The 22,533-nt window shown below is 36.5% G+C and carries 21 protein-coding genes; 8 read left to right on the forward strand and 13 right to left on the reverse strand.

From position 1 onward, the window contains the following. Positions 1–54: 54 nt before the first annotated feature. From AYC65_RS03810 to AYC65_RS03830, 5 genes are all read right to left on the reverse strand, one after another. Complete coding sequence (locus AYC65_RS03810; RefSeq protein WP_234300240.1) at positions 55–531, reverse strand: glycine-rich domain-containing protein; 477 nt, start codon at positions 529–531, stop codon at positions 55–57. Positions 532–763: 232 nt separating this feature from the next. After that, positions 764–1,876 (reverse strand): molecular chaperone DnaJ, encoded by a 1,113-nt coding sequence (gene dnaJ / locus AYC65_RS03815; protein ID WP_034869667.1) that lies wholly within the window; start codon positions 1,874–1,876, stop codon positions 764–766. 26 nt (positions 1,877–1,902) lie between these two features. Beyond that, on the reverse strand, positions 1,903–2,439 hold the full coding sequence (locus AYC65_RS03820; protein ID WP_034869666.1) for a nucleotide exchange factor GrpE: 537 nt from the start codon (positions 2,437–2,439) through the stop codon (positions 1,903–1,905). A gap of 59 nt (positions 2,440–2,498) precedes the next feature. Beyond that, complete coding sequence (locus AYC65_RS03825; protein ID WP_034869664.1) at positions 2,499–3,896, reverse strand: Nramp family divalent metal transporter; 1,398 nt, start codon at positions 3,894–3,896, stop codon at positions 2,499–2,501. Between the two features lie 113 nt (positions 3,897–4,009). Further along, the gene (locus AYC65_RS03830) at positions 4,010–5,332 is read right to left on the reverse strand and encodes an OmpA family protein (RefSeq protein ID WP_034869661.1); all 1,323 of its coding nucleotides are present in this window, start codon (positions 5,330–5,332) and stop codon (positions 4,010–4,012) included. Positions 5,333–5,637: 305 nt separating this feature from the next. Between AYC65_RS03830 and AYC65_RS03840 the strand changes: the two genes are divergently transcribed. After that, on the forward strand, positions 5,638–6,048 hold the full coding sequence (locus AYC65_RS03840; protein ID WP_034869658.1) for a hypothetical protein: 411 nt from the start codon (positions 5,638–5,640) through the stop codon (positions 6,046–6,048). A 117-nt stretch (positions 6,049–6,165) separates the two neighbouring features. Here the strand turns inward: AYC65_RS03840 and proS are convergent, their stop codons facing one another. Next, positions 6,166–7,641: a proline--tRNA ligase gene (gene proS / locus AYC65_RS03845; RefSeq protein WP_034869656.1), complete on the reverse strand. Its 1,476-nt coding sequence runs from the start codon at positions 7,639–7,641 to the stop codon at positions 6,166–6,168. A gap of 148 nt (positions 7,642–7,789) precedes the next feature. Here proS and AYC65_RS03850 point away from each other — a divergent pair, with 148 nt between their 5' ends. Together AYC65_RS03850 and AYC65_RS03855 are read left to right on the forward strand one after the other, a co-directional pair. Next, positions 7,790–8,758 carry a vitellogenin ii gene (locus tag AYC65_RS03850; protein WP_034869655.1) on the forward strand — a complete coding sequence of 323 codons (969 nt, stop codon included), beginning with the start codon at positions 7,790–7,792 and terminating at the stop codon, positions 8,756–8,758. 87 nt (positions 8,759–8,845) lie between these two features. Further along, on the forward strand, positions 8,846–10,246 hold the full coding sequence (locus tag AYC65_RS03855; protein ID WP_052114673.1) for an OmpP1/FadL family transporter: 1,401 nt from the start codon (positions 8,846–8,848) through the stop codon (positions 10,244–10,246). Between the two features lie 65 nt (positions 10,247–10,311). Here AYC65_RS03855 and AYC65_RS03860 read toward each other — a convergent pair whose 3' ends face one another. The 4 genes from AYC65_RS03860 to AYC65_RS03875 all read right to left on the reverse strand — a co-directional run bounded on the left by AYC65_RS03860 (position 10,312) and on the right by AYC65_RS03875 (position 12,828). Beyond that, positions 10,312–10,845, reverse strand: coding sequence for a hypothetical protein (locus AYC65_RS03860; RefSeq protein ID WP_059333793.1), 534 nt, complete (start codon positions 10,843–10,845; stop codon positions 10,312–10,314). Between the two features lie 150 nt (positions 10,846–10,995). Continuing rightward, on the reverse strand, positions 10,996–11,280 hold the full coding sequence (locus tag AYC65_RS03865) for a hypothetical protein (RefSeq protein ID WP_034866394.1): 285 nt from the start codon (positions 11,278–11,280) through the stop codon (positions 10,996–10,998). Positions 11,281–11,412: 132 nt separating this feature from the next. Beyond that, positions 11,413–12,105, reverse strand: coding sequence for a ZIP family metal transporter (locus AYC65_RS03870; protein WP_034866392.1), 693 nt, complete (start codon positions 12,103–12,105; stop codon positions 11,413–11,415). After that, complete coding sequence (locus tag AYC65_RS03875; protein ID WP_034866390.1) at positions 12,106–12,828, reverse strand: class I SAM-dependent methyltransferase; 723 nt, start codon at positions 12,826–12,828, stop codon at positions 12,106–12,108. A gap of 81 nt (positions 12,829–12,909) precedes the next feature. Here AYC65_RS03875 and AYC65_RS03880 point away from each other — a divergent pair, with 81 nt between their 5' ends. The 5 genes from AYC65_RS03880 to AYC65_RS03900 all read left to right on the forward strand — a co-directional run bounded on the left by AYC65_RS03880 (position 12,910) and on the right by AYC65_RS03900 (position 18,212). Then, on the forward strand, positions 12,910–13,290 hold the full coding sequence (locus AYC65_RS03880; RefSeq protein ID WP_034866388.1) for a Fur family transcriptional regulator: 381 nt from the start codon (positions 12,910–12,912) through the stop codon (positions 13,288–13,290). Between the two features lie 41 nt (positions 13,291–13,331). After that, on the forward strand, positions 13,332–14,495 hold the full coding sequence (locus tag AYC65_RS03885; protein WP_034866384.1) for a THUMP domain-containing class I SAM-dependent RNA methyltransferase: 1,164 nt from the start codon (positions 13,332–13,334) through the stop codon (positions 14,493–14,495). A 79-nt stretch (positions 14,496–14,574) separates the two neighbouring features. After that, the gene (locus AYC65_RS03890) at positions 14,575–15,567 is read left to right on the forward strand and encodes a glycosyltransferase family 2 protein (RefSeq protein ID WP_034866382.1); all 993 of its coding nucleotides are present in this window, start codon (positions 14,575–14,577) and stop codon (positions 15,565–15,567) included. 159 nt (positions 15,568–15,726) lie between these two features. Beyond that, positions 15,727–17,385 (forward strand): FAD-binding dehydrogenase, encoded by a 1,659-nt coding sequence (locus tag AYC65_RS03895; protein ID WP_034866378.1) that lies wholly within the window; start codon positions 15,727–15,729, stop codon positions 17,383–17,385. A gap of 23 nt (positions 17,386–17,408) precedes the next feature. Beyond that, positions 17,409–18,212, forward strand: coding sequence for an SDR family oxidoreductase (locus tag AYC65_RS03900; protein ID WP_034866375.1), 804 nt, complete (start codon positions 17,409–17,411; stop codon positions 18,210–18,212). 85 nt (positions 18,213–18,297) lie between these two features. Here AYC65_RS03900 and AYC65_RS03905 read toward each other — a convergent pair whose 3' ends face one another. The 3 genes from AYC65_RS03905 to AYC65_RS03915 all read right to left on the reverse strand — a co-directional run bounded on the left by AYC65_RS03905 (position 18,298) and on the right by AYC65_RS03915 (position 22,506). Then, positions 18,298–18,504 (reverse strand): bacteriocin-like protein, encoded by a 207-nt coding sequence (locus AYC65_RS03905; RefSeq protein WP_034866370.1) that lies wholly within the window; start codon positions 18,502–18,504, stop codon positions 18,298–18,300. Between the two features lie 324 nt (positions 18,505–18,828). Continuing rightward, the gene (locus AYC65_RS03910; protein ID WP_034866400.1) at positions 18,829–20,100 is read right to left on the reverse strand and encodes a M20 metallopeptidase family protein; all 1,272 of its coding nucleotides are present in this window, start codon (positions 20,098–20,100) and stop codon (positions 18,829–18,831) included. A 186-nt stretch (positions 20,101–20,286) separates the two neighbouring features. Beyond that, positions 20,287–22,506 (reverse strand): hypothetical protein, encoded by a 2,220-nt coding sequence (locus tag AYC65_RS03915; protein WP_034866366.1) that lies wholly within the window; start codon positions 22,504–22,506, stop codon positions 20,287–20,289. Between the last annotated feature and the right edge of the window lie 27 nt (positions 22,507–22,533).

Below are 22,533 nucleotides of genomic sequence, written 5' to 3' on the forward strand. Positions count from 1 at the left end.
ATAAAATCTTGTTATATCAAGTTTTCATTTTGTTGTAATCGCAGAGTATAAGTTTTATCTCTGTATAGCTCTTATATATTCCTTTGTATACTTTTCCGGATATTCCTTGAACCATTTTGAAACGGTTTTTTCTCCACACAATACATAGACTGTATTCATTAGTAATTCTTTTTTTCGTGTGGATTCATCTCTTTTAGCTTCTGCACAAATGATTTGGGAATTAATGTATTCAGTTTCATTCTTCTTTTGCAAGGGTGTATGATGGACAAAGCGATTGAAAAAACGCTGACAAAATTCGGTATAGGCAGAAGTAAATACAATAAAGCTATTCCACATCTCTTCTATAATCAGCATGTCGTCATTGATATATATTCCGGGCTGTGTACAAATTGCGATATATTTTTTTGTTTCCTGAAAAAGTTCTTCAATTTCTTCAGCGGGGAGATTATACAAACAGGAAAAATGAGACAGGACATCGTCATTACGATAATTAAGATAAGACGTATTTTTTAAGACTTGTGGAAACATCATAACAGATCGGTTTTAAAAATAGGAATAATATTATCTTCTTAAATGCAACTTAGTTGCGAATATAATATCTTTATTTATAAATGCAATAATGTCGCATTAATATTTAGATAAGTTTAACATTTTTAATGAACCATGAGTGGTAAAAGTCTTATGATGGCTGAATGATTCAAGGACTATGTATAAAAAAGCCTGCTAAAAAAGCAGGCTATTGTAAAGTTGATTTATGTATAACTTAATTGAATAAGTCTTTTACCTTTTCAAAGAAAGTTTTTTCCTTTCCTGTTGGTTTAGGAATCATTTCATCAGATTCCATTTGGTTTTCGAAGAATTCTTTTTGCTCTTTAGAAAGCTTCTGAGGCGTCCATACATTAATATGTACAAACATATCACCTTTTCCGTAGCTGTCGATGCTTGGTAATCCTTTGTTCGCTAAACGAAGAATCTTCCCGGATTGAGTTCCGGCATCGATTTTTACTTTTACTTTTCCACCTACTGTCGGAATTTCTTTAGAAGTCCCCAATGCAGCTTCAGCAAAAGATATATAAAGTTCCTGGTGCAGGTTATCACCTTCACGCTTTATAGTGTTGTCTTCTTCTTCTTCAATAACAACTAAAAGATCTCCCGGAGTTCCGCCAAAAGGGGCATCGTTACCTTTTCCGCGAACATTCAGCTGAATACCATCTCTTGCTCCCGCTGGTATGTTGATGCTGATTTCCTCATCATCTTTTATCAGACCATGTTCGTTAGCTCCTGAAGGAATTTTGTCTGCAACTTTCCCTAGTCCGTTACAGGTTCCGCAGGTTGTCTGCGTCTGCATCTGTCCGAACATAGTGTTCATTATCTTCATTTGTACACCACTTCCCTGACATGTTGGACAGGTTTTAGAAGTTACTCCTGGTGCCAATTTCATTTTCTTTACCTTGATGGTTTTGGTTGTACCATTTACCATTTCGTCAAGGTTTAATTTTATTCTTACTCTGAGGTTGCTTCCTTTTACCTGCTGACGTCCGCCGCCGCCGAAACCACCAAAGCCGCCAAAATGTCCACCGAATATATCTCCAAACTGACTGAAAATATCATCCATGTTCATTCCGCCGCCAAAGCCGCCACCAGCTGCTCCGCCAACACCAGCATGACCATACTGGTCATAACGGGCACGTTTATTATCATCGCTTAGAACTTCATAGGCTTCAGCAGCCTCTTTAAAGTTTTCTTCAGCTTCTTTATCACCAGGATTTTTATCCGGGTGAAACTTTATAGCCATTTTACGGTAAGCCTTCTTGATCTCATCAGCAGAAGCAGATTTGCTAATGCCTAATACCTCATAGTAATCTCTTTTTGTCATTTTCTTACTTCAGAATTATATTGGAATTATGCTCCTACTACTACTTTCGCGAAACGAATTACTTTATCGTGAAGCATATAACCAGTCTCTATAACATCTACGATTTTACCTTTTAAATCATCTGAAGGAGCAGGGATCTGCGTAATAGCTTCATGCTTGTCTACATCAAAGCTGTCTCCTGCCTGTACCTCGATAGTAACAAGGCCTTTTTCAGTTAATTTACCTTTAAATTTCTGGTAAATAAGTTCTATACCTTTAAGGTCTTCAGGATTGCCATTTTTAGAAATCTCCTTTATAGCTCTTTCAAAATCGTCTAAAACAGCAAGCATGGAAACCATAAGATCCTGATTAGCATATTTGAAAAAGTCCATCTTTTCTTTGGTGGTTCTCTTTTTATAGTTTTCGAACTCAGCATAAAGGCGGATATAACGATCTTTTTCTTCTGCCAATTGGTCCTCAACTGACGGAGTTGCTGACAAATTTTCAGTAGATGTAGTATCGTTGTTCTCTATATTTTCATTTGGCGTAGTCTCTTCTGCCTGTATTTCCTTATTTTCGTCCATTATTGATATATTTTAAAATCATTTTCACAAAGATAACGCCAAAATATATTTTAGGACATTTAGGCAGATTTTTCCTTTTTAAGCGGATAATAACATGTATAAAACAGGAGCGTTATAAAAGCTACAATTCCGAGAATATGCAACAGTTTTATACCAAAGGAAAGATTACTAAAACCTTCAAAAGTATAAGATACCAGCCAAAACAAATTAAGCCCGCATATTAGTATTGCAATACCCCAGGAAGTGATCCGTAACGGTAGACCGATTCTGAAGTTCTGCATAATCTTCTCAGAGCTTACACTAAAGATAAGAGGTATAATAGCAAAGCTTAGTTGTAAGCTTAATATTACCTGAGAGAAAACCAATAGCGATTCCGATTTGTCATCTCCATAGAGTATGATAACTAAAATAGATGGAATGATAGCCAGTAATCTGGTAATTAACTGACGAATAAACGGGTTGATTTTAATATTCAGATAACCCTCCATAACAATTTGTCCTGCCAGTGTTCCTGTAACGGTAGAAGACTGACCTGCTGCAATTAGTGCAATAGCGAACGCAACTGGTGCAAAATTATTATTCAGAACTGGAGCCAACATTTTGTAGGCGTCAGTAATGGAGTTGAGTTCCTGATTACCGGAATTATGAAATGTGCTGGCGGCCAGAATAAGAATTGCTGCATTCACAAAGAAAGCGAAGTTTAATGATATTGCAGAATCCCAGAAATTGTATTTCAGCGATTCCTTAATGCTTTTTTCATCATCGTTTATTTTCCGGGATTGTACAAGCGAAGAGTGGAGATACAGGTTGTGTGGCATTACTGTAGCACCAATAATCCCTATGGATATATAAAGCTCTTCAGTACTTAACTTTTTGGGAACTAGTCCACCGGTAATGCTGGCAATATCCGGCTGTGAAAGGATAAGCTGGAAAACAAATGCCCCGGCAATAATAAAGATTAGCCCAAGGATAAAGCTTTCAATTTTTCTTACACCCAATTTTTGCAGATATAGTATTAATAAAGTGTCTACAAAAGTGATAAGAACACCCCAGATCAGATCTATTCCAAACAAGAGTTTCAGACCTAATGCCATTCCGAGTACTTCTGCCAGGTCAGTCGCAATAATGGCTATTTCTGCCAGAATATAAAGAATGAAATTAAGTTTTCGGGGATATATTGTTTTATTAATCTGTGCTAAGTCTTTTCTCTTTACAATACCCAGCCTTGCTGAAAGACTTTGTAATACCAAGGCCATAAGATTGGAAAGCAGAAGCACAAATAATAGTTTGTAACCAAATCTGGAACCGGCTTCCAGGTCTGTTGCCCAGTTACCAGGATCCATATAGCCAATACTAACTAAAAGTGCGGGGCCAAAAAAACTAAGAATCCGTCTCCATCCGGTAAGTTTTTTGGTATCAATTGTTTCGTGTATTTCGTGAAGAGATTTATCCGTCATTAAAAATGAAAAGTTAGTTTAATCTAACAAAATTACTAAAATAATCTAAAAATAAAGAATTGAACATAAAAAAACCGCTCATGGTGAGCGGTTAAGTATTGTAAATGAGATGCTTATTTTGCAAATCTTACAGCCATTTTTCTGTCAACAGCTCTTTCTTCATTAGATGCAGTTGCAGCAACTGTAGCATGTTCGCTTCCGTAACCTTTTGCTTCAAGGATTTGTCCACCTACACCTAATTTTGTTAACTCAGCTTTGATGAAGTTAGCTCTGTCCTGAGATAATTTCAGGTTGCTGGCCTCGTTTCCTGTTTTATCTGTGTAACCTCCGATTTTGATTTTAGCATCAGGGAAAGCTTTCAGAATAGTAGCTATGTTCTGGATTTGTCCTTCAGAACCAGCCTCAAGCTTATCTGCTTTACCAATTACAAAATTAACATTGTCGAAGTTATACCATGTAGTTTTTAAGGCTTCGTCATCAGTAGTAGCATATTTTCCGGAGTTAAGGAAATTAACCATACTTTCTTCCATACCTCCTTTAAAGCCTTGTAAAGAGGCCCCTTTTACGTCGATTGTAGTTGTCTCTTTAGTGGTAGTTGTTGTGCTTGTTTTTGCACTGTCCTGAGGTGTAGTACCTGAAGAAGAACTTTCCGTAGTTGTAACTGTTGTTGTAGAGCTTTCTTTTGCTTTACACTGCTTCCACAGGAACCAGCCTATTAACCCTAGAAGAATTAATGGCAACAACCATTTCCATACTGAACCGCCACCACCGCTATTTCCGGCAGGAGGAGGAGTGTATGTATTTCCGGATCTGGTAACTTCAGGAGTTTCTTCATTTCCTGTAAATACATTTTTAATGTCTTCAATTTTTTCAGTAACAGCCTCTTTTACATCTTCAGCTTTCTCACCAAGTCCGCTAAAAACACCACCTAAACCTAATGCACCTAATGAAAGTCCGGCAGGTAATAAAGAAGAAATCCAGCTTTTTTGGCCGGAAAGAAGGTTTGTAAATCCGGATTCATCCAGGTTATTATCTGCTGCGTATTTACCAATGGTACCTAAAGTAGCATCAGATGTCAGTCCTAAAAGAGACTGTGCAGATGATTCTTTGATACCGGCAAAACCAGATACAGAAGAAAGGATACCACTGATTTTGTCTCCAAAAATAGAAGATACAATACCGGAAACTACAGAGTTACCACCGCCGGATCCGGATCCTAAACTGGAAAGAATTCCGCTGGAAGCCAGCCCTTTTAGTTGGTCTAATAATCCGGGAGTACTACCTGCTTTATCGGCAATACCACCAACTAATACGGGTAGAAAAGCACTGATAGCTTTAGATACTCCGGATTCACTTTCTCCAAGCTGAGTAGCTGTCTGAGATACTACGCCAGGCGAAAGATAATTTTTTACAAGATCAATAATGTTTACAGACATAATAGTTTAGTTTAAAAGTTAATATATCAAAAATAAGTAATTTTTTTTCAATTAAATTGCTGAAAATGAAACTTTAAGAATATTTTAATACAGGATTGCGAATGAAAAGCAGGTGTTTTTTTTGCAAATATTTATTGCCAGCCTGCATTAAAACGTCATCTTGGTTTTGTTGATGCAGAAATAAAATAATGCAATTATAAATAGAAAAAAATTTGAATTTAATTAGTTTGAACATGGTTGTAACAAAATATTTTTTGTTTTTGTACATTTATGACAATGGTGTCAGCCCGTAAAAAAACATTAGGATGAAAACAAGCTTAGCTATTATAATTGTATTGTTAAGTAATATAATTGTATTTGCCCAAGCCTTAGTATCTCCGCAAATAAAAGCGGATTTTGAAGGAACATGGATTTATAAAAGAAAGCATTACAGCAGTACTGTAATTCTGAAATTTGAAAAGGGTAAAGATTATGCAAATTTTATAGATGTTGGGACAGGTGAGGCTCCGGAAGAGCATTTTCGGGCACAGATAAAGAATAATAAACTTGTTATACCTCCATATTATCATAGGAACGACTATAACATAGAAATGGAAGTCATAAAAGGTAAATTGTACTTCCGTCAGCAACTGGTATTATGGGATAAAAACAATAACCCGGTGCATATAGAGAATGCTCCGGTAATTGTGAAAATTTTTAAGCGTGTTAAAAAGTGAAAGCTTTACTTCCTGACAATTTGTACATGGAAAAAATGGAGTCCGGATTCTGATAGAAAGTAGAAATAAGAAAGACACTTCCGAAGAAGTGTCTTAATATATGATATCTGAAAAGTATTAATAAGCTTTTGCAAATAATACTCTTCTTTTAGATGGCTTACCAGTAACAAGAGAAATACCGTCTTCCTCTTCTGCATCCAAAGGAATACATCTGATGGTAGCTTTGGTTTCATCTTTAATCTGCTCCTCTTCTTCCGGAGTTCCGTCCCAGTGCGCAGAGATAAACCCGCCTTTTTCTTCTAATACTTTTTTGAATTCTTCATAAGTATCTACTCTGGTAATATGCTCGTCTCTGAAAGATTTTGCTTTGTTGAAAATATCCTGCTGAATTGTCTGAAGCAAATCTGTAATATACTGATCCAAACCTTCAATCGGAACAATCTCCTTAGTAAGGGTATCACGACGTGCTACTTCTACAGTTTGGTTTTCCAGATCTTTAGGACCGATTGCTACTCTTACCGGTACACCTTTTAGTTCGTATTCAGCAAACTTCCAGCCTGGTTTGTATTCGTTTCTGTCATCATATTTTACATAGATTCCTTTTGCTTTTAATTTAGCAATGATATCATCTGCAACATCTCCGATTTGAGCCAGTTGCTCATCTGTTCTGTGAATAGGAACAATTACAACCGGAATTGGAGCTAAGCTGGGAGGAAGTACCAATCCGTTGTCATCGGAGTGTGTCATAATTAACGCCCCCATTAAACGGGTAGAAGTTCCCCAAGAAGTCGCCCATGCAAACTCTTGTTTTCCTTCTCTGTTGGTGAATTTTACATCGAATGCTTTTGCAAAGTTTTGCCCCAGGAAGTGAGATGTACCCGCCTGTAATGCTTTTCCATCCTGCATCATTGCTTCGATACAGTAGGTTTCGTCAGCACCGGCGAATCTTTCACTCTCGGTTTTATAACCTTGCACAACCGGAATAGCCATAAATCTTTCCGCGAAGTCTGCATATACTCCAAGCATCTTTTCTGTTTCTTCAACAGCTTCATCTCTTGTAGCGTGTGCAGTATGCCCCTCTTGCCACAAGAATTCGGCTGTTCTTAGGAACAGACGTGTTCTCATTTCCCAACGAACAACATTTGCCCATTGGTTAATTAATATTGGTAAATCTCTGTAAGACTGGATCCAGTTTTTATAGGTATTCCAGATAATAGCTTCAGAAGTTGGTCTTACAATAAGCTCTTCTTCAAGCTTCGCCTCAGGATCTACAATTAGTTTTCCAGGATTATTCGGATCGCTTTTTAATCTGTAGTGGGTAACCACTGCACATTCTTTGGCAAAGCCTTCTGCATTTTTTTCTTCAGCCTCAAACAAGCTTTTGGGCACGAAAATGGGGAAGTAAGCATTCTGATGGCCTGTTTCTTTGAACATTCTGTCCATCTCATCTCTCATTTTTTCCCAGATTGCATAACCATACGGTTTAATAACCATACATCCTCTGACACCAGAGTTTTCTGCTAAATCTGCTTTTACCACTAACTCGTTGTACCACTTGCTATAATCTTCAGCTCTTGAAGTTAATTTTGCCATATTGCGTATCTCAATTAATTTAACTTTTTTTAGAAAAAATTATCTAAATAATAAATTGTAATTTTATACCATTGATTTTGTATAATTTGGTATAATTTTAGCAATTCATTTTGCAAATATATTAATAAAATTAAGCTCTGTAATTATCATGAAAAATAAAACTATAATTGGTATGGGCAAACTGCTGAAAAGCAATGTGTTGCTGGGAGCGTCTGCATTGGGACTTTTAACCTCATGCGGTGCTTATATGAACGGATATTCTGAGACAGACGGGGCCTATTATGATCCGAGAAGAGATACTGTACCACAGTATGACACAAGAACAGCCGGTAATCAGGTAGGTGGCTACTATTCATATGGTGACGATGAGGATGAATCTTATGACACTAGTATTGTAAGACAAAGCCAGTACAATCAGAAAAAACAACAAACAAAATACCAGAACTGGGGTAATAAAAAAACAGATTCCGATTGGGGAGACTTTACCGGAACACAAACCTATTATACCGACAATAGCTTTTATGGCGGTTGGGGGTATCCTTATGGTTGGGGTGGATGGAGATCTCCGTTCTACGGACCATACTATGGTGGAGGTATAGGTTTTGGCTGGGGTGCTTCTTATGGCTGGGGCTATCCGGGCTGGGGTTGGAACATTGGCTTTGGCTGGGGAGGAGGTTACTACCCAGGCTGGGGTATGGGTGGTTTCTACGATCCGTTCTGGGGTTATCCTTACTATGCATACAGACCTCATTATTGGGGAGGTTACTACCGCCCGTGGGCAGGTGGCGGCTATTATGCACCTAGATATAAATCCAGAGATTCTGATTATATAGACAGAAGCAGAAATGGTTTCCGTAATAATGGCGGTTATAACAATGGAAGTTTCCGTGGAAATAATGGTAACGGGTACCAGGATCGTTCTAACAATGGTTTCAGAAACTCAGGCTTTGGAGAAAGACCTACAAATCAGGGCTGGAATAACAGACCATCTGACTCAGGCTTTAGAAGCAATAATGGCTTCAGTACCGGTGGCAGAGGCGGCGGTGGCTTTGGTGGCGGATCTGCAGGAAGTTCTGGCGGAGGCGGAGGCGGCTTCAGATCTGGGGGCAGAAGATAATTCCACAGTCTTTTCAAATATTAAGGATATAGTATAATATTAAATTAGTTAAAGAAAATAAAGATGCATAAAAAAATAGTTTTGTTAATGAGCCTTCCAGCAGCATTGTTTCTGCATGCTCAGGATGTTTCGGAAATTCGCAATACGGCTACTGTTTATGGTAATAATATGACACAGGGGTCTGCTAAATATATGGGTATGGCGGGAGCTATGGGAGCAATAGGCGGAGATATTTCTGCGGCTAATGTTAACCCTGCAGGTGTCGGAGTTTATATTACAGGCGATTTTCAGGGAACATTAGGTATCAATTCCTATAAAAATACATCAACATTAAATAATTCAAGTCTTTCTTATAAGAAAAATAATACAAATCTTAATCAGTTAGGTGGAGTAGTATCATTTCCTCTTTATGGAAGCAACTGGAAGTTTGTAAATATTGGAGTGAGTTATCTGAATCAGAATTTGGATGATTATACTGAAACTCCGGGAAACAATAAGATTGCTGAAAATATTACATGGACAAACCAGCAAGGGCAGCAGATTAATGACAGAACAATGTATGATGGTCATGGATATAACAGAACAGGTCATTTAACAAAAACCAACCTTACGGTAGGTGGTAACTATAATAACAAAATATATGTAGGTATGGGGCTTAATTTCCATACTGCGGATCTTGATCAGGGTGACTCTTACAGAGTTCAATATGCTTCAGATGGCAAGACTACTATTTATAACAAGCAATATACTCCATATACAGAATCATCCAGTGGTTTCTCTATTTCTGCGGGTATTATTGGTAAGGTTACTGAGGAATTCCGTTTAGGAGCATCTTTAGAATCGCCAACATGGTGGAATATGGATAGAGCCTATACACAATATTCTGCTTCTCAGCAAGACGGACCTATTACATCAGTTGATATCTATAACGAACGAAGAGATTTCCGCTCTCCTGCAAAAGCTACTTTCAGTGCGGCAGTAATTCCATCTAAGGATTTCGCATTTAACGTAGATTATACAATAGGAATCTCTAAGCCTAAATACACAACATCTAGTTCCGTAAATGATCAGTTGAATAACTTCCTTAGTGATTCTTACAAAAGTTTATCTGAGCTTAAGGTTGGTGCGGAGTATAGATTTGAAGGGTTCCGTCTGAGAGCTGGTTATGCTTTTGCAAATAATCCTTTTGATAACAGAACTATTGCAACATTTAATAATGATGGTACTAAAGCTGATATCAATTATAATAACTTATATGTAGGTAAAAGAAATACTTTAGGTTTAGGTATCGGTTACGACTTCCGTTCGTTCTATATCGATGCAGCATACCAGAATGTAAAGTATGATTATAACAATGAATTTTTCGGAGGTGCCTATGCAACAAATTCTAATGTAGCAAGTGAGGGTGTTATAAATAATAACTCCATTGTTTCTGCAGTGAAGAATCAGCAAAACAATATCTTTATCACATTAGGGTACAGATTTTAATAAAATCTTTACCATATAAAAAAATCCTGCAAAATATTTTGCAGGATTTTTTTATAGAATGAGTCCTATCGGATATCGTATTTCAGTTTGATTTTTCTGGAATTGTTAGCTGTTGAATAGAAAGTCCATAGCGGATAGTATTCTTTGCTTTCTGCACTTGCTATGTATTTGTCTACAACATTTTCCTTACCTTTTGTTATCTCTTTAGTAGCAAGGTTTACACAATAGAGATTAGCTTTATCTATTAGTGATTTTTGATCAGGGTTTAAAGCTTGTTTATTTAATAATGTATTGACAACGGAATTGATAGCTGTTTTTTCAGCTTCGCTTTCAACAATTAATAATAAATGTTTACCAAAGGAAACCATAGAAAGATGAAGCGCATCAGAATAAGAATCACTTACAGGAACAGCAATATCGAAAGCTTCGAGCTTTAGCTCATATATTACACCTTTGGCTTTACGGTCTTGTTCATAATATTTCTTTCCTAGTATAAGTTTGTCTACATCGGGAAACTTGTCTACGGTTAACATATATAGCTGTCGGTATGACTGAAATTCTGTATTTGAAGAAAAGAAAGCAGAATTTGAGGAATTCATCCCGGAATACTTAGCAATGATATTATTATACAATTTCAAATAACTGTTCTTGATATCAGCGATATCCTTTATTAGAAACTGATCATTATACCTAAAGCTGGTGTCGAGATTAAGAGGGTTTTCCGCCTTTGTATTGGTACCTGATATTTTTCAGTTTTTGTTTTGTACAAGCTGTCCTATATATAAACTCTCTTGTAAAAATGACTGATGAACTCTGTCTGTCGACACTGTAATTGTATGGGTTTTCGAATCGCTCCAGATACTGTCTTTTACTAATTCAAAAGAACTCGGTATCAGAATTTTTTTATCTTCTGGTTTTGCTGTCGGATCTGGTTTGACTTCAGGATTAGTGACAGTAGTTATTTCACGGTCGGAAGAGCAGTTTGCTATCGAAATGCTAAGTAGAAATAAGGCGGTAAATTTTAATAATTTCATGTATTATTGGTTTGTTTACGTATCAATAAAAAATGCTTTAATCCGTAATGAATTAAAGCATTCTGGCTACCATCAAAGGTAGATATTTTATCTGACCCTTAGTTACGGGAAACCGTAATAAAGGCTGTAAATTTAATGGTGATGGAAAAGATGCCCTACGTAAGCAATACCTATTCCCAATAGCACTAATGCAATTTTTTCCAAATCCAGTTTGTGGTTTTTATTGCCTTCAAAAATAATAACAGATGAGATATGAAGGAAAATACCACTTACGATTGCCAAAATATAAATTTGATAATCCGGATTAAAATATTGCCCCAGAAGCATTCCGAGCGGGGATGCTAATGCAAATAATCCAATTACTGTCCATGCAATTTTTTTGTTGTAACTGCCATTAAGCAGGAAAGCTCCCATAACAAAAGAGATAGGAATATTATGCACCAGTATTCCTTGTAAATAAGGTGTTACAGCATTCGGCATTTTGCTTAAAGGTATGCCTTCTATAAAAGCATGAATAAACATTCCGGCAATCAGTGCCATCGGGAAGATTTGTTTCTCCTCTTCATGGTGATGGAAATGACCATGCTCAAAGCCTTTGGTAAGGCTTTCTAATATCAACTGCAGGATAACACCACCCAGAATCCACATTCCTATATTGTGTGAAGGAGTTTGGAATACAACCGGAAATACTTCCATAACCGTCATGCTGAGCAAAAATCCGGCACTGAGTATGAGCAATCTTTTGGCAAACTTCTGCTGTCTGCCAAAGTAAAATCCTAAGGTAATACCTGAAAGGACGCTGAGTATAAGAAGTAAATAAACCATCTATTTTTTCTGGAATAATATAATGCAACGTGGTGAATTATCTGACAATGAGCCTAGCTGATAATCGCCCCATCTGGTGACATAAGAAAGCTGATGTTTCTCTGCCAGTGATTTTAATTTTTCAAATGAATGAAGCTTTACTTTCTCTTCATAGTGGAAATCCTGGCCATTGTCGCTAAAACGGATGTCTTTTATAACTCTGTTGTTGTCAATTTTTTTGTGAATACTAAAAGAGATATTGTCTTTAACCGTTAATGATTCAGATACCAGAGTATGTTCTACATAATCTGCATTCAGAAAATCCAAAACAAATATTCCTCCGGGTTTTAATGCCTGTGCTACAGATTCAAAAACCTTTTCATCATCATCGTCCTGATCAAAATATCCAAAACTTGTAAAGAGATTCATTACAGCATCTACTTTCTCACCCTGAATAGGATTTCTCATATCGTGTACACGGAAGCTTAGTGTTTCGTTTTCAAATTGTTTATCGAAACTGATACTGGCTTCTGATAGATCCAGGCCTAATACAGTGTAACCTTTTTGATTAAGATATACAGAGTGTCTCCCGTGGCCACATGCCAGGTCTATGATCGTGGAATGTTGTGGTAATCTGATTTCAGCCAGTAGCTTATCAATGAAATTTTCGGCTTCAACAAAGTCCCTGTCTTTATATAAAATATGATAATACGGGGTATTGAACCAACTTTCGAACCAATCCATTCTGTTTTAATTTTTAATAGTATGCAAATTTATTAAAAAAAATCGCTAATATTGCAACATTGTCGCATTAATTTTTTATTCATGGGAAAAAGAAATACAAAATCGAAGCAGCTGGTTTTGGATATTCTGGAATCAGAACCTTGCGCATTGTGTCATGAAGAGTTTCAGAATCGCCTGCAGGAAACTGTAGATAGGGCTACTATTTACAGAATTCTAAATAGCTTTTGTGAGGACGGAATTGTACACCGAATTATAAGTGATGAAGGAAAACAATATTTTGCATTGTGTAAACCCTGTGATGGAAAAGATCACAATCATTTTCATTTTCGCTGTTTGAAATGCAAAAAGGTGAAATGTATGACAGAAGAGATTAATGTAAATCTTCCGGGAGATTATCATATCGCTGGAGTTAATGCATTTGTATCTGGTTATTGTCCGAATTGTAAGGAAAAAGAAAAATAGCCGGTTTAAAATGTCTATTTTTGCAAAATACTTACAATATTATGCAAACAGAGGATCTGGAAATACAGGTGAAAACATTTTTTGGACTGGAAAATGTTTTGGCAGAGGAAATAAAAAAATTAGGAGGAAAAAATGTAGAAGTTAAAAACCGCGCAGTAAACTGTGTAGGAGATTTAGGGTTTCTATATAAGATTAATTATTCCCTGCGTACAGCACTCAAAATTTTGGTCCCGGTACTTACATTTAAAGCATTTAACGAAAGTAAATATTACGATAAACTATTTAAGTTTCCATGGGATGAGTATATGGATGCAGACCAAACTTTTGCTATAGATGCAACTGTATATTCTGAACGCTACAGCCATTCTCAGTTTATGACGCTGAAGATGAAAGATGCTATTGTCGATTATTTTGTGGCAAATCACAGAAAGCGTCCGTCTATTGATACAAAAAATCCGGATATCAAATTCCATCTTCATATAGACCGTGAATTAGTTACTATTTCTATGGATAGTAGCGGCGCCCCATTATTTAAGCGTGGCTACAGAAAAGAGCAGACAGCGGCTCCTATCAATGAAGTATTGGCGGCTGGAATGCTTCAGCTGGCAGGTTGGGATGGAAAAGGAAACTTCCTGGATCCAATGTGTGGATCAGGAACTCTTCTTATAGAGGCCGGAATGGTAGCAATGGATTTACCTGCACAAATCTTCAGAAAGGAATTCGGTTTTATGAACTGGAAGAACTACGATGCAGAGTTATTTGAAAAGATAAAAGAATTCAGAGTTAACCGAGTAAAAGCTTTTGAAGGGAAAATTGTTGGATATGATATAAATGAAGATGCATTGGACGTTGCCTGGAAGAATATCAAAGCGGCAGAAATGGATGACATTATTACTGTGAAAAAGAAAAATTTCTTTGATTCAGAGAAGGATATGTTCCCATTGTTAATGGTGTTTAATCCTCCATATGACGAACGTCTGAGTATTTCTGATGAAGATTTTTATAAAAAAATAGGAGATACATTCAAAACGCATTATCCTAATACTTTAGCATGGATGATTTCGGCAGACTTAGAAGCTGTGAAAAAAATAGGTCTTCGTCCGTCCCGAAAAATAAAATTGTTCAACGGGAAACTGGAGTGCCGTTTTCTACAGTATGAAATGTATGAGGGAACAAAAAAAGTACACAAAATAGCAGAAGCATAAGTATATTTTCAGGTATTTAGCTATATACCTCTGACTAAGAGTTGGTAGCTGATAACTGAATCTGTAAACTAAATAAAATATGAAGATATCCATTGTTGTTGCAATATTTAACCGAAAAGATGAGCTTTTTGAACTTCTTAATAGTCTGTCTCATCAGACATGTAAAGGTTTTGAAGTAATTATTGTAGATGATGGATCCAAAATAGAATTACAGCCTACGGTTGATATGTTCCGGGAAATGCTGACAATCCGGTATTTCAAAAAAGAAAATACAGGTCCTGGTCTTTCCCGAAATTATGGTGCACATCGTGCAGAAGGCGAGTGGTTAGTATTCCTGGATTCGGATGTTATAGTAGAAAATGATTATATAGAGCAGGTTTGCAAAAATATAGATGAAATTCCGACAGATGCTTTTGGTGGCGCAGATAAAGCGCATAAGGGTTTTAACCTGCTGCAAAAGGCAATTTCTTATTCCATGACCTCTGTATTTACTACAGGCGGAATCAGAGGAAATAAGAAAGCGGTAAGTAAGTTTCAACCCCGTAGTTTTAATATGGGAGTTAAAAAGTCAGTTTTTCTGGAAGTGGGTGGCTTTTCTGAGATGAGAATCGGAGAAGACCCGGATTTGTCCATGACTTTATGGGAAAAAGGATATCAGACAGCTTTCTTCGATCATATAGGAGTTTATCATAAACGCCGTACTGATCTGGGGAAATTTTCAAAACAGGTTTACCAGTTTGGAGTAGCACGTCCGATTCTTAATCAAAGACATCCGGATTATACGAAACTTACCTTTTGGTTTCCCAGCGTTTTCTTAGTAGGCTATTGTATGGGGATTATTCATTATTTCTTTGAACATAACGGAATTATTCTCAGCCTGTATGGACTTTATACATTTTTAGTTTTTGCCCACGCTACAATAATTACACGTAATATTTCTATTGGTGCACTTGCGGTAGTTACAACCTACGTGCAGATGTTCTCTTATGGCTATGGTTTTCTGGAGTCCTGGATAAAGTTGAATGTTTTCAGAAAAGAGCCCAGAGATGCTTTTCCGAAGCATTTTCACTAATATTTATACAATTTCAAAATATACAATATAGCCCGTTATCAACGGGCTATATGTTTTGTTTTTCCTGAAATATAAACAGATACTTTTTATTATATTTGATAGTTATGTTCTTCGTAGTAAGGACTTTAATTGTACTCACCAAAATCATGATCTATTAAAATGGAAAATAATTTTCATCCGGATGCTATTATTATCGGAAGTGGACTGGCAGGATTGGTTGCCGCAATGGAAATTACGAATGCCGGGAAAAAGGTTTTGTTGCTGGATCAGGAAACTGAACAGAATATAGGGGGACAGGCATTCTGGTCTTTCGGCGGATTATTCCTTGTCAATTCTCCGCAGCAGCGCAGAATGGGAATTAAAGATTCTTATGAGTTGGCGCGACAGGATTGGATGGGAACAGCTGGTTTCGACCGGGAAGAAGACTACTGGCCAAGACAGTGGGCTGAAGCTTATTTGAAATTTGCGGCTCATGATAAATATGAATACATCAGCAAAATGGGAATCAAACTTATGTTTATGGTAGGCTGGGCAGAACGTGGAGATGGTAATGCTAGCGGTCATGGAAATTCTGTGCCCAGGTTTCATGTTAGCTGGGGAACAGGTACCGGTGTTGTAGAACCTTTTGTAGAGAAAGCTTATGAGGCGCAGAAAGAGGGATTGCTCCAAATGAAATTCAGACACCAGGTTACGGAATTAATCACAAAAGATAATAGAGTAACAGGTGTTAAAGGAAATATTCTGGAAACGGATGATAAAGAAAGAGGAATTGCTACAAACAGAACTGTTACTGGTCAGTTTGAGTACAAAGCTCAGAATGTCATTATAGCATCGGGAGGAATTGGAGCCAATCATGAACTGGTAAGAAAGAACTGGCCTGAAAGATTAGGAAAAGCCCCTGAAAATATGGTATGTGGAGTACCTGCATATGTAGATGGGAAAATGATTGGTATAGCAGAGAATACAGGGGCTAATATTATCAACAGAGATCGGATGTGGCATTATACAGAAGGTTTGCAGAACTGGAATCCGATTTGGCCAAAACACGGAATAAGAATATTACCGGGACCATCATCTTTATGGATTGATGCTAAAGGGAAACGCCTGCCTGCTCCTTTTCTGCCTGGATTCGATACGCTGGGAACACTAAAGTATATTCAGGATACAGGCTATGAATATTCCTGGTTTATCCTGACTCAGAAGATTATTAAAAAAGAATTTGCACTTTCAGGATCAGAGCAGAATCCTGATATCACAAATAAAGATTACCGTCTTTTTCTGAATCGGATTTTTGGTAAAAAAGCTCCTGCTCCTGTTGAAGCCTTTAAAGAACATGGCAAGGACTTTATAGTATCTGATAATCTGGAGGAGCTTGTACAAAAAATGAATGAACTTTCCGGAGATCACCTTCTGGACTATAATAACATCCGACAGATAATAGAAGAAAGGGATCGGGAGTTGGATAATAAGTTCTCAAAGGATACACAAATCAATTATATAAGAAGCACACGGAAATATTTAGGAGATAAATTAGGCCGTGTCGCAAAACCTCATAAAATCCTGGCACCGGAAAATGGTCCTCTTATTGCGGTTCGCCTTAATATTCTGACCCGTAAAACTTTGGGCGGAATAGAAACTAATCTGGATGCGCAGGTATTAGGAAATGATGGAGAAGTATTAAAAGGACTTTATGCAGTAGGAGAAGCTGCTGGATTTGGAGGCGGCGGAATGCATGGATACAGAGCTCTGGAAGGTACTTTCCTTGGAGGCTGCATATTCTCCGGAATGAAAGCAGGGAAGTATATAGGCGGATTGTAATCACAACAAAAAAGGAACGGATCATGAATGCATATTTTAATAACAAAGTAATCTGGATTACAGGTGCATCATCTGGTATTGGAGAGGCATTGGTAAAAGAACTGACAGTAAAGAGCAATGCAAAGATTATTCTTTCATCAAGACGGGAAGATCAGCTTTATGTAATTGCTCAGAACGCCGGATTGGATAAAGATAGATATGTCGTAATTCCTGTTGATTTGGAGAATTATACTGCTATGCCGGCTATTGTAGAAAATGCAATTGCAAAATTTGGTAAAATAGATATACTAATCAATAATGCAGGATTGCCGCAACGTTCATTAGCAATGGAAACATCTATAGAGGTGGATAAGCGCCTGATGGATGTTGATTTTATAGGCACTGTTGCGCTTACTAAGGCGGTGGTTCCTTATATGATTACCAATAAAGGAGGGCAAATTGTTGTTGTATCCAGTCTTATGGGACTTTTCGGTGCACCTATGCGCAGCGGTTATGCAGCGGCAAAACATGCTTTACATGGTTTTTTTGAAGCTTTGCGGGCAGAGCTTTATAATGATAAGGTATTGGTAACAATAATCTGTCCGGGGTTTGTAAAAACCAATATTTCCATCAATGCTGTTACTGGTACCGGAACAGCTCAAAATACAATGGACGATGCTACGGCTAATGGAATACCTGTCAACGTTTTTGCACAAAAAATGCTGAAGGCGATTGCAAAACAAAAGTATCAGGCTGTTATTGGTGGAAAAGAAAAGTTCGGGGTATATCTTAAAAGATTTTTCCCTTCATTGCTGGTAAAGATTGTTCGTAAGGCAAAGGTGGTGTAAATACTAACTCTTCTTCTGAACAAAATTGTCATGAGTATTTAACGTTCATAATAAATCTTATTTATAATCTGTAAAAGTTGAAAAATTATACAAAAGGAAGCTCTAAACATTTTTCTACATGAATACTTTTGTCATGAGAATTATAACATGCTGCACCGTTTAGATAATTAATACATGAAGTACATGAATCTACTGAGACTCCACTTCCATCAGAACATTCACCTCCACAAGATACCATTCCTCCAGAAATAACTTTTAGTTGTCTTCGGGATAATTTTTTTAAATTTTTCATATCAATTATTTTTAATTTATGAATTTAATTGTCTTATTTTGCTTAAACAATTACTAATTAACCTAAGTTCGGGATAAGAAGAAAGAACTTGAGATAAAAAGTAATTATTTGTGTATTTAAGTTTTAAAATTCAAATATTTAAATAAATTATTACTGTGCTTTTGAAAAACCAAATTACAAATATTTTTATACAAATTGACAATTTTTGCAAATAATTTGATACTCAACTTAAAGAATTGAAGTTTAAAAACATTTGCAGGAGAAAAATAAGAAACTAATCATAATCGGAATGATTGGTTTTCATTTGGGTACTCATTATAAAGACTATTTCAACCTTTCATAAATAAGGGATGAAAAACTTTTAACACCATTTCTTATACTTTCTTCATCAACTTCAAAATCCGGAGTATGATTCATTGCAACAATTCCTTTTTTAAAATTTGAGCCTCCCAATAAGAAGTAGACACCCTGTTTTTTTTGTTGAAAATAAGCGAAATCATCATTGAAATAAGGAACCTGGCCATAATCTTTAACCATTACCGTTTTCCCGTAAATCTTTTCAAGTGTTTCTGTAGCAAGACTGGTTAAATTTTTATCATTGAAAACTGTTGGGTTTTCCTGTATATAAGAAACAGAAAGAAGCTGATCTTTATAGCCATTTGTCTCTAAAACCCGCTTTATCTGTGGAATAATTTCTTTCAGCTTATCAGCGTTTGTTTCATAAATATAAGCCTTCATAGAAAAGCTTTTATCATCAGAGCCTGAAATAAAATTTTCATCTATTATCCGATAGTTCTTAAAGATAGTTCCAGGATTCATTAACCCTATTTTAGGATCAGTTATATATTGTATTTCCCAAGGCTTGCTATTATTTTCTGTACGGGATAATGAAGCAGATATTTTTTTTGAAATCTCTTTTATTTCTTTATCCGATAATGAATTTTTCAGCTCAATTTTTACTCTTGTCTGATAAGCAAAGACTTCTTCTGGCTTAGTCATAATCTGGCCAACGGGTAATGCCGTCACGTGAAGTCCATAGATCTCGTCCGGGCTTATTTTAGAAAATAAGCCATTATCAATCATTTTTTTTGCACCGACAAAAGTTTCTTCTTCTGGTTGAAATATGAAATAAACGGTTCCTTTCAGCTCCTTTTTATATTTTGACAGTACTTCGGCTATACCAATACCAATTGCCATATGCACGTCATGGCCACAGCCATGCCATATGTCTTTATTTTTAGATTTGAAAGATACTTTGTCAGTGTTATTGCCAGGTAAAGCATCCATATCTGCACGCCATGCTATTTTTTTTCCTTTTTTTCCTCCTTTAAGGATTCCTATTAAAGAGTGTCCATATAGATCTTTTTGGACTTCTAGCCCCAGATCGAGTAAATACTTTTCCAAAACTTTTTGAGTGCGGACTTCATGACCTGCCAATTCAGGGTTTTCATGAAAATCTCTTCTGATTTCAACAAGTTTATTGAAAACTTTGTCGGTTTCCAATCCAATAGACTCGTGGATAGAAGTTTGTTTTGTTTTTAGCTGAGCACCAACTGAGCATGCTAAGAGTAGAGGAAATAAGAATTGTATTTTCATATTCAGCACTTTTATCTTTGGATAAACAAGTTCTAAAGATGCAAAATATTTCTGTGTCTGCTGTTAAATTAGTTAAAAGTTTTTATTATTATTTAAAATTAATGGACCAGCATATAATAAATATACTGGTATTATAAAAAAATCTTGTACATAATACAGGATTGATATATTTTTAGCTGTGTGGATTTAGAATCCTAAAATCTTTAATTTCAGCTGAATAGCGAAATTGTCGGTAAAATTGCTGGTTTGGTAATGGCCAACACGATAAAAGAACCCAAGATTGAACTGAGTGCTCAGGAAATTATTCCATTCTACACCAACTTCCTGATAAAGCTTGTTTAGTGTTTCAAACTTTATCTGGTGGAATTCCGGATTTTTGAAATCGCCTATAATACCTTTATAAACCAAATCGAAGCTGGAAGTATTCTGTCCGAAGCTTTTAAAATGCCAAGGAATGCGGTGACTGATATAGAATGCACCAAACTTGTCTTGATAATATTTTCCACTAGGCATAGTTGCAAAGCCCAGATAAGTAGTAAGGTTGAAACGGCTCATAAAGCTTTTCTTTCCTTCCGGAGCCAGACCTCCGCCTTCAAAGGTTTTCCAGAATGGGAAATCTCCGCCAACATAGCCTCCGTAAACTCTAAGTCCGGTTTGTCCTAATATACTTTCCTGTTGGTATAGTGCAAGCAAATCAAGTCTATTGTATTTTAAATCACTCCATCCTTTTTCCCAGTTGAAATACAGCTCCGGGTAACCCTGTTCTACCATATCTTTCCCGGTAGGTGTCATAATATACTTACTGTTTGGTGAGTATTTTAAGGTAACAACAGTAGAAAAGTTATCATAGATCTTATCCTGACCTTTATACAGGTAATCGAATAAAGCTTCTTCTTTATATTTTGCGGCTTCTACTTTATACATAAAAGAGTTAATCGGACTGTCCAGGTAAGAAAGCTTAAAACCTCTGTATCTGTAGTAGTTTAGCGTCTGAAGTCCTGCACCAGTATTCATAATCTTCATTTTACCTACCCACAGATTCTGCCTGAAACGTCCGGATGCACCAACGTCATCTGTGTAATCTAAACGAAGTACAGCATCCCTCTCAAGGGTAGTCCTTACATCTACACCTACACGGAATTTCCACTTTCCATCCCGCACACCATAGCCAACATAAGCATCTGGTGAAACATAAGGATTGAAGTTTTCATTAAGTTTCATTCCCAGTCCAAATCTGAAATTCTCGTATCTGTTGATGTCGAAAAATCTGTCGATAGGGAAGTCTATAATACCAAAACGAAAGTCTCCTCTTGTAATTCCTGCTAAAAAGTTAAGTTTAAATTCTACTTTTTTAGCCTTAAAGAGACTGTCCATTTTGTAATAAGTGTTATTATCCCGTTGATCGAAATTATCTTTACGGTATTTAGGAAGCTCCGTACCTGTAGTATTTTTTATAGTGTAAGTATAACCTTTGAAATCATCGGGCGTAAGTTTATTGTCTGGTACTTTGAAGTCAAAGTAATTGTTTTCTATATAAAAATAGCTATTGAATCTCTTTTTGCTATCCTTGTTTTTGAAAGGTATACTCCCAATTCTGGATTTCATGTATTCTTTTTCCAGAAACCAGCTGTTATTAATCGGCTTCCATATGGATATATGTTCCAAATCGGTTTTATCCTTGCCATGGTCTTCTATTTTGGCGACAGCATAATTTTCTTTGTCAATATAGATATAGCCACTGTATTTACGTTTTCTGGAGAAAGTAATATTGGTCTTTCTAAAACCAATAACATAAGTTTCCCTACCATTCAGGAGAATAGAATCTGTAAGATAATAACGGTATAATGTCCAGTTTTCTTTTTGTATTTCATCAGGGATCTGGCCAATATTAGAGCGTAAAGCAATAGCATCATAAAGAGGACGCTTTAGTCCGGATACTTTATTGTCCAGAATATCGATATGCTCACCTTGCTCTTTATTGTATTTATACTCCATAGCACGTTCCCAAAGAAACATTTTGCTGGTGGTAAGCATATCTTTATAGCTTATATCTTCTATGGAATCTTTGCGTTTTCTTTTGGAAAACCCAGGATTGTCGCCTAAGAGCTTCAAAGAATCAATTCTGCGTGCTACATAGTTCTGATAATTGGCAATAGAATCTTTGTCAAAGTCTACTGAAAATTTACTGTAAGCCTTAAAACTATAGGAATCCTCATTTTTAGGACTGTTTTGCTTGAAGTTCCTATTGGCTTTTGCCAGTATGGCAAGAGCCTGGGGATTACTTCTGTTGCTTAAAACAATTTCCTTGATATTCTTATATGAAGTACTACTATCTGACTTTATCGAATTGGTTTTATTCTGTGCAGAATAAAGAACTGGAATAAGCAGTAGCAGTAGTTTTTTCATAAGTCAAATTTATGAAACAAAATTTGA

Origin of the sequence: Elizabethkingia bruuniana, assembly GCF_002024805.1 — a bacterium.
GTDB lineage: Bacteria > Bacteroidota > Bacteroidia > Flavobacteriales > Weeksellaceae > Elizabethkingia > Elizabethkingia bruuniana.

Coding starts and splice junctions, on each gene's coding strand:
- AYC65_RS03810 (WP_234300240.1), bottom strand. CDS start 531: ATGATGTTTCCACAAGTCTTAAAAAATACGTCTTATCTTAATTATCGT.
- dnaJ (WP_034869667.1), bottom strand. CDS start 1,876: ATGACAAAAAGAGATTACTATGAGGTATTAGGCATTAGCAAATCTGCT.
- AYC65_RS03820 (WP_034869666.1), bottom strand. CDS start 2,439: ATGGACGAAAATAAGGAAATACAGGCAGAAGAGACTACGCCAAATGAA.
- AYC65_RS03825 (WP_034869664.1), bottom strand. CDS start 3,896: ATGACGGATAAATCTCTTCACGAAATACACGAAACAATTGATACCAAA.
- AYC65_RS03830 (WP_034869661.1), bottom strand. CDS start 5,332: ATGTCTGTAAACATTATTGATCTTGTAAAAAATTATCTTTCGCCTGGC.
- AYC65_RS03840 (WP_034869658.1), top strand. CDS start 5,638: ATGAAAACAAGCTTAGCTATTATAATTGTATTGTTAAGTAATATAATT.
- proS (WP_034869656.1), bottom strand. CDS start 7,641: ATGGCAAAATTAACTTCAAGAGCTGAAGATTATAGCAAGTGGTACAAC.
- AYC65_RS03850 (WP_034869655.1), top strand. CDS start 7,790: ATGAAAAATAAAACTATAATTGGTATGGGCAAACTGCTGAAAAGCAAT.
- AYC65_RS03855 (WP_052114673.1), top strand. CDS start 8,846: ATGAGCCTTCCAGCAGCATTGTTTCTGCATGCTCAGGATGTTTCGGAA.
- AYC65_RS03860 (WP_059333793.1), bottom strand. CDS start 10,845: ATGAATTCCTCAAATTCTGCTTTCTTTTCTTCAAATACAGAATTTCAG.
- AYC65_RS03865 (WP_034866394.1), bottom strand. CDS start 11,280: ATGAAATTATTAAAATTTACCGCCTTATTTCTACTTAGCATTTCGATA.
- AYC65_RS03870 (WP_034866392.1), bottom strand. CDS start 12,105: ATGGTTTATTTACTTCTTATACTCAGCGTCCTTTCAGGTATTACCTTA.
- AYC65_RS03875 (WP_034866390.1), bottom strand. CDS start 12,828: ATGGATTGGTTCGAAAGTTGGTTCAATACCCCGTATTATCATATTTTA.
- AYC65_RS03880 (WP_034866388.1), top strand. CDS start 12,910: ATGGGAAAAAGAAATACAAAATCGAAGCAGCTGGTTTTGGATATTCTG.
- AYC65_RS03885 (WP_034866384.1), top strand. CDS start 13,332: ATGCAAACAGAGGATCTGGAAATACAGGTGAAAACATTTTTTGGACTG.
- AYC65_RS03890 (WP_034866382.1), top strand. CDS start 14,575: ATGAAGATATCCATTGTTGTTGCAATATTTAACCGAAAAGATGAGCTT.
- AYC65_RS03895 (WP_034866378.1), top strand. CDS start 15,727: ATGGAAAATAATTTTCATCCGGATGCTATTATTATCGGAAGTGGACTG.
- AYC65_RS03900 (WP_034866375.1), top strand. CDS start 17,409: ATGAATGCATATTTTAATAACAAAGTAATCTGGATTACAGGTGCATCA.
- AYC65_RS03905 (WP_034866370.1), bottom strand. CDS start 18,504: ATGAAAAATTTAAAAAAATTATCCCGAAGACAACTAAAAGTTATTTCT.
- AYC65_RS03910 (WP_034866400.1), bottom strand. CDS start 20,100: ATGAAAATACAATTCTTATTTCCTCTACTCTTAGCATGCTCAGTTGGT.
- AYC65_RS03915 (WP_034866366.1), bottom strand. CDS start 22,506: ATGAAAAAACTACTGCTACTGCTTATTCCAGTTCTTTATTCTGCACAG.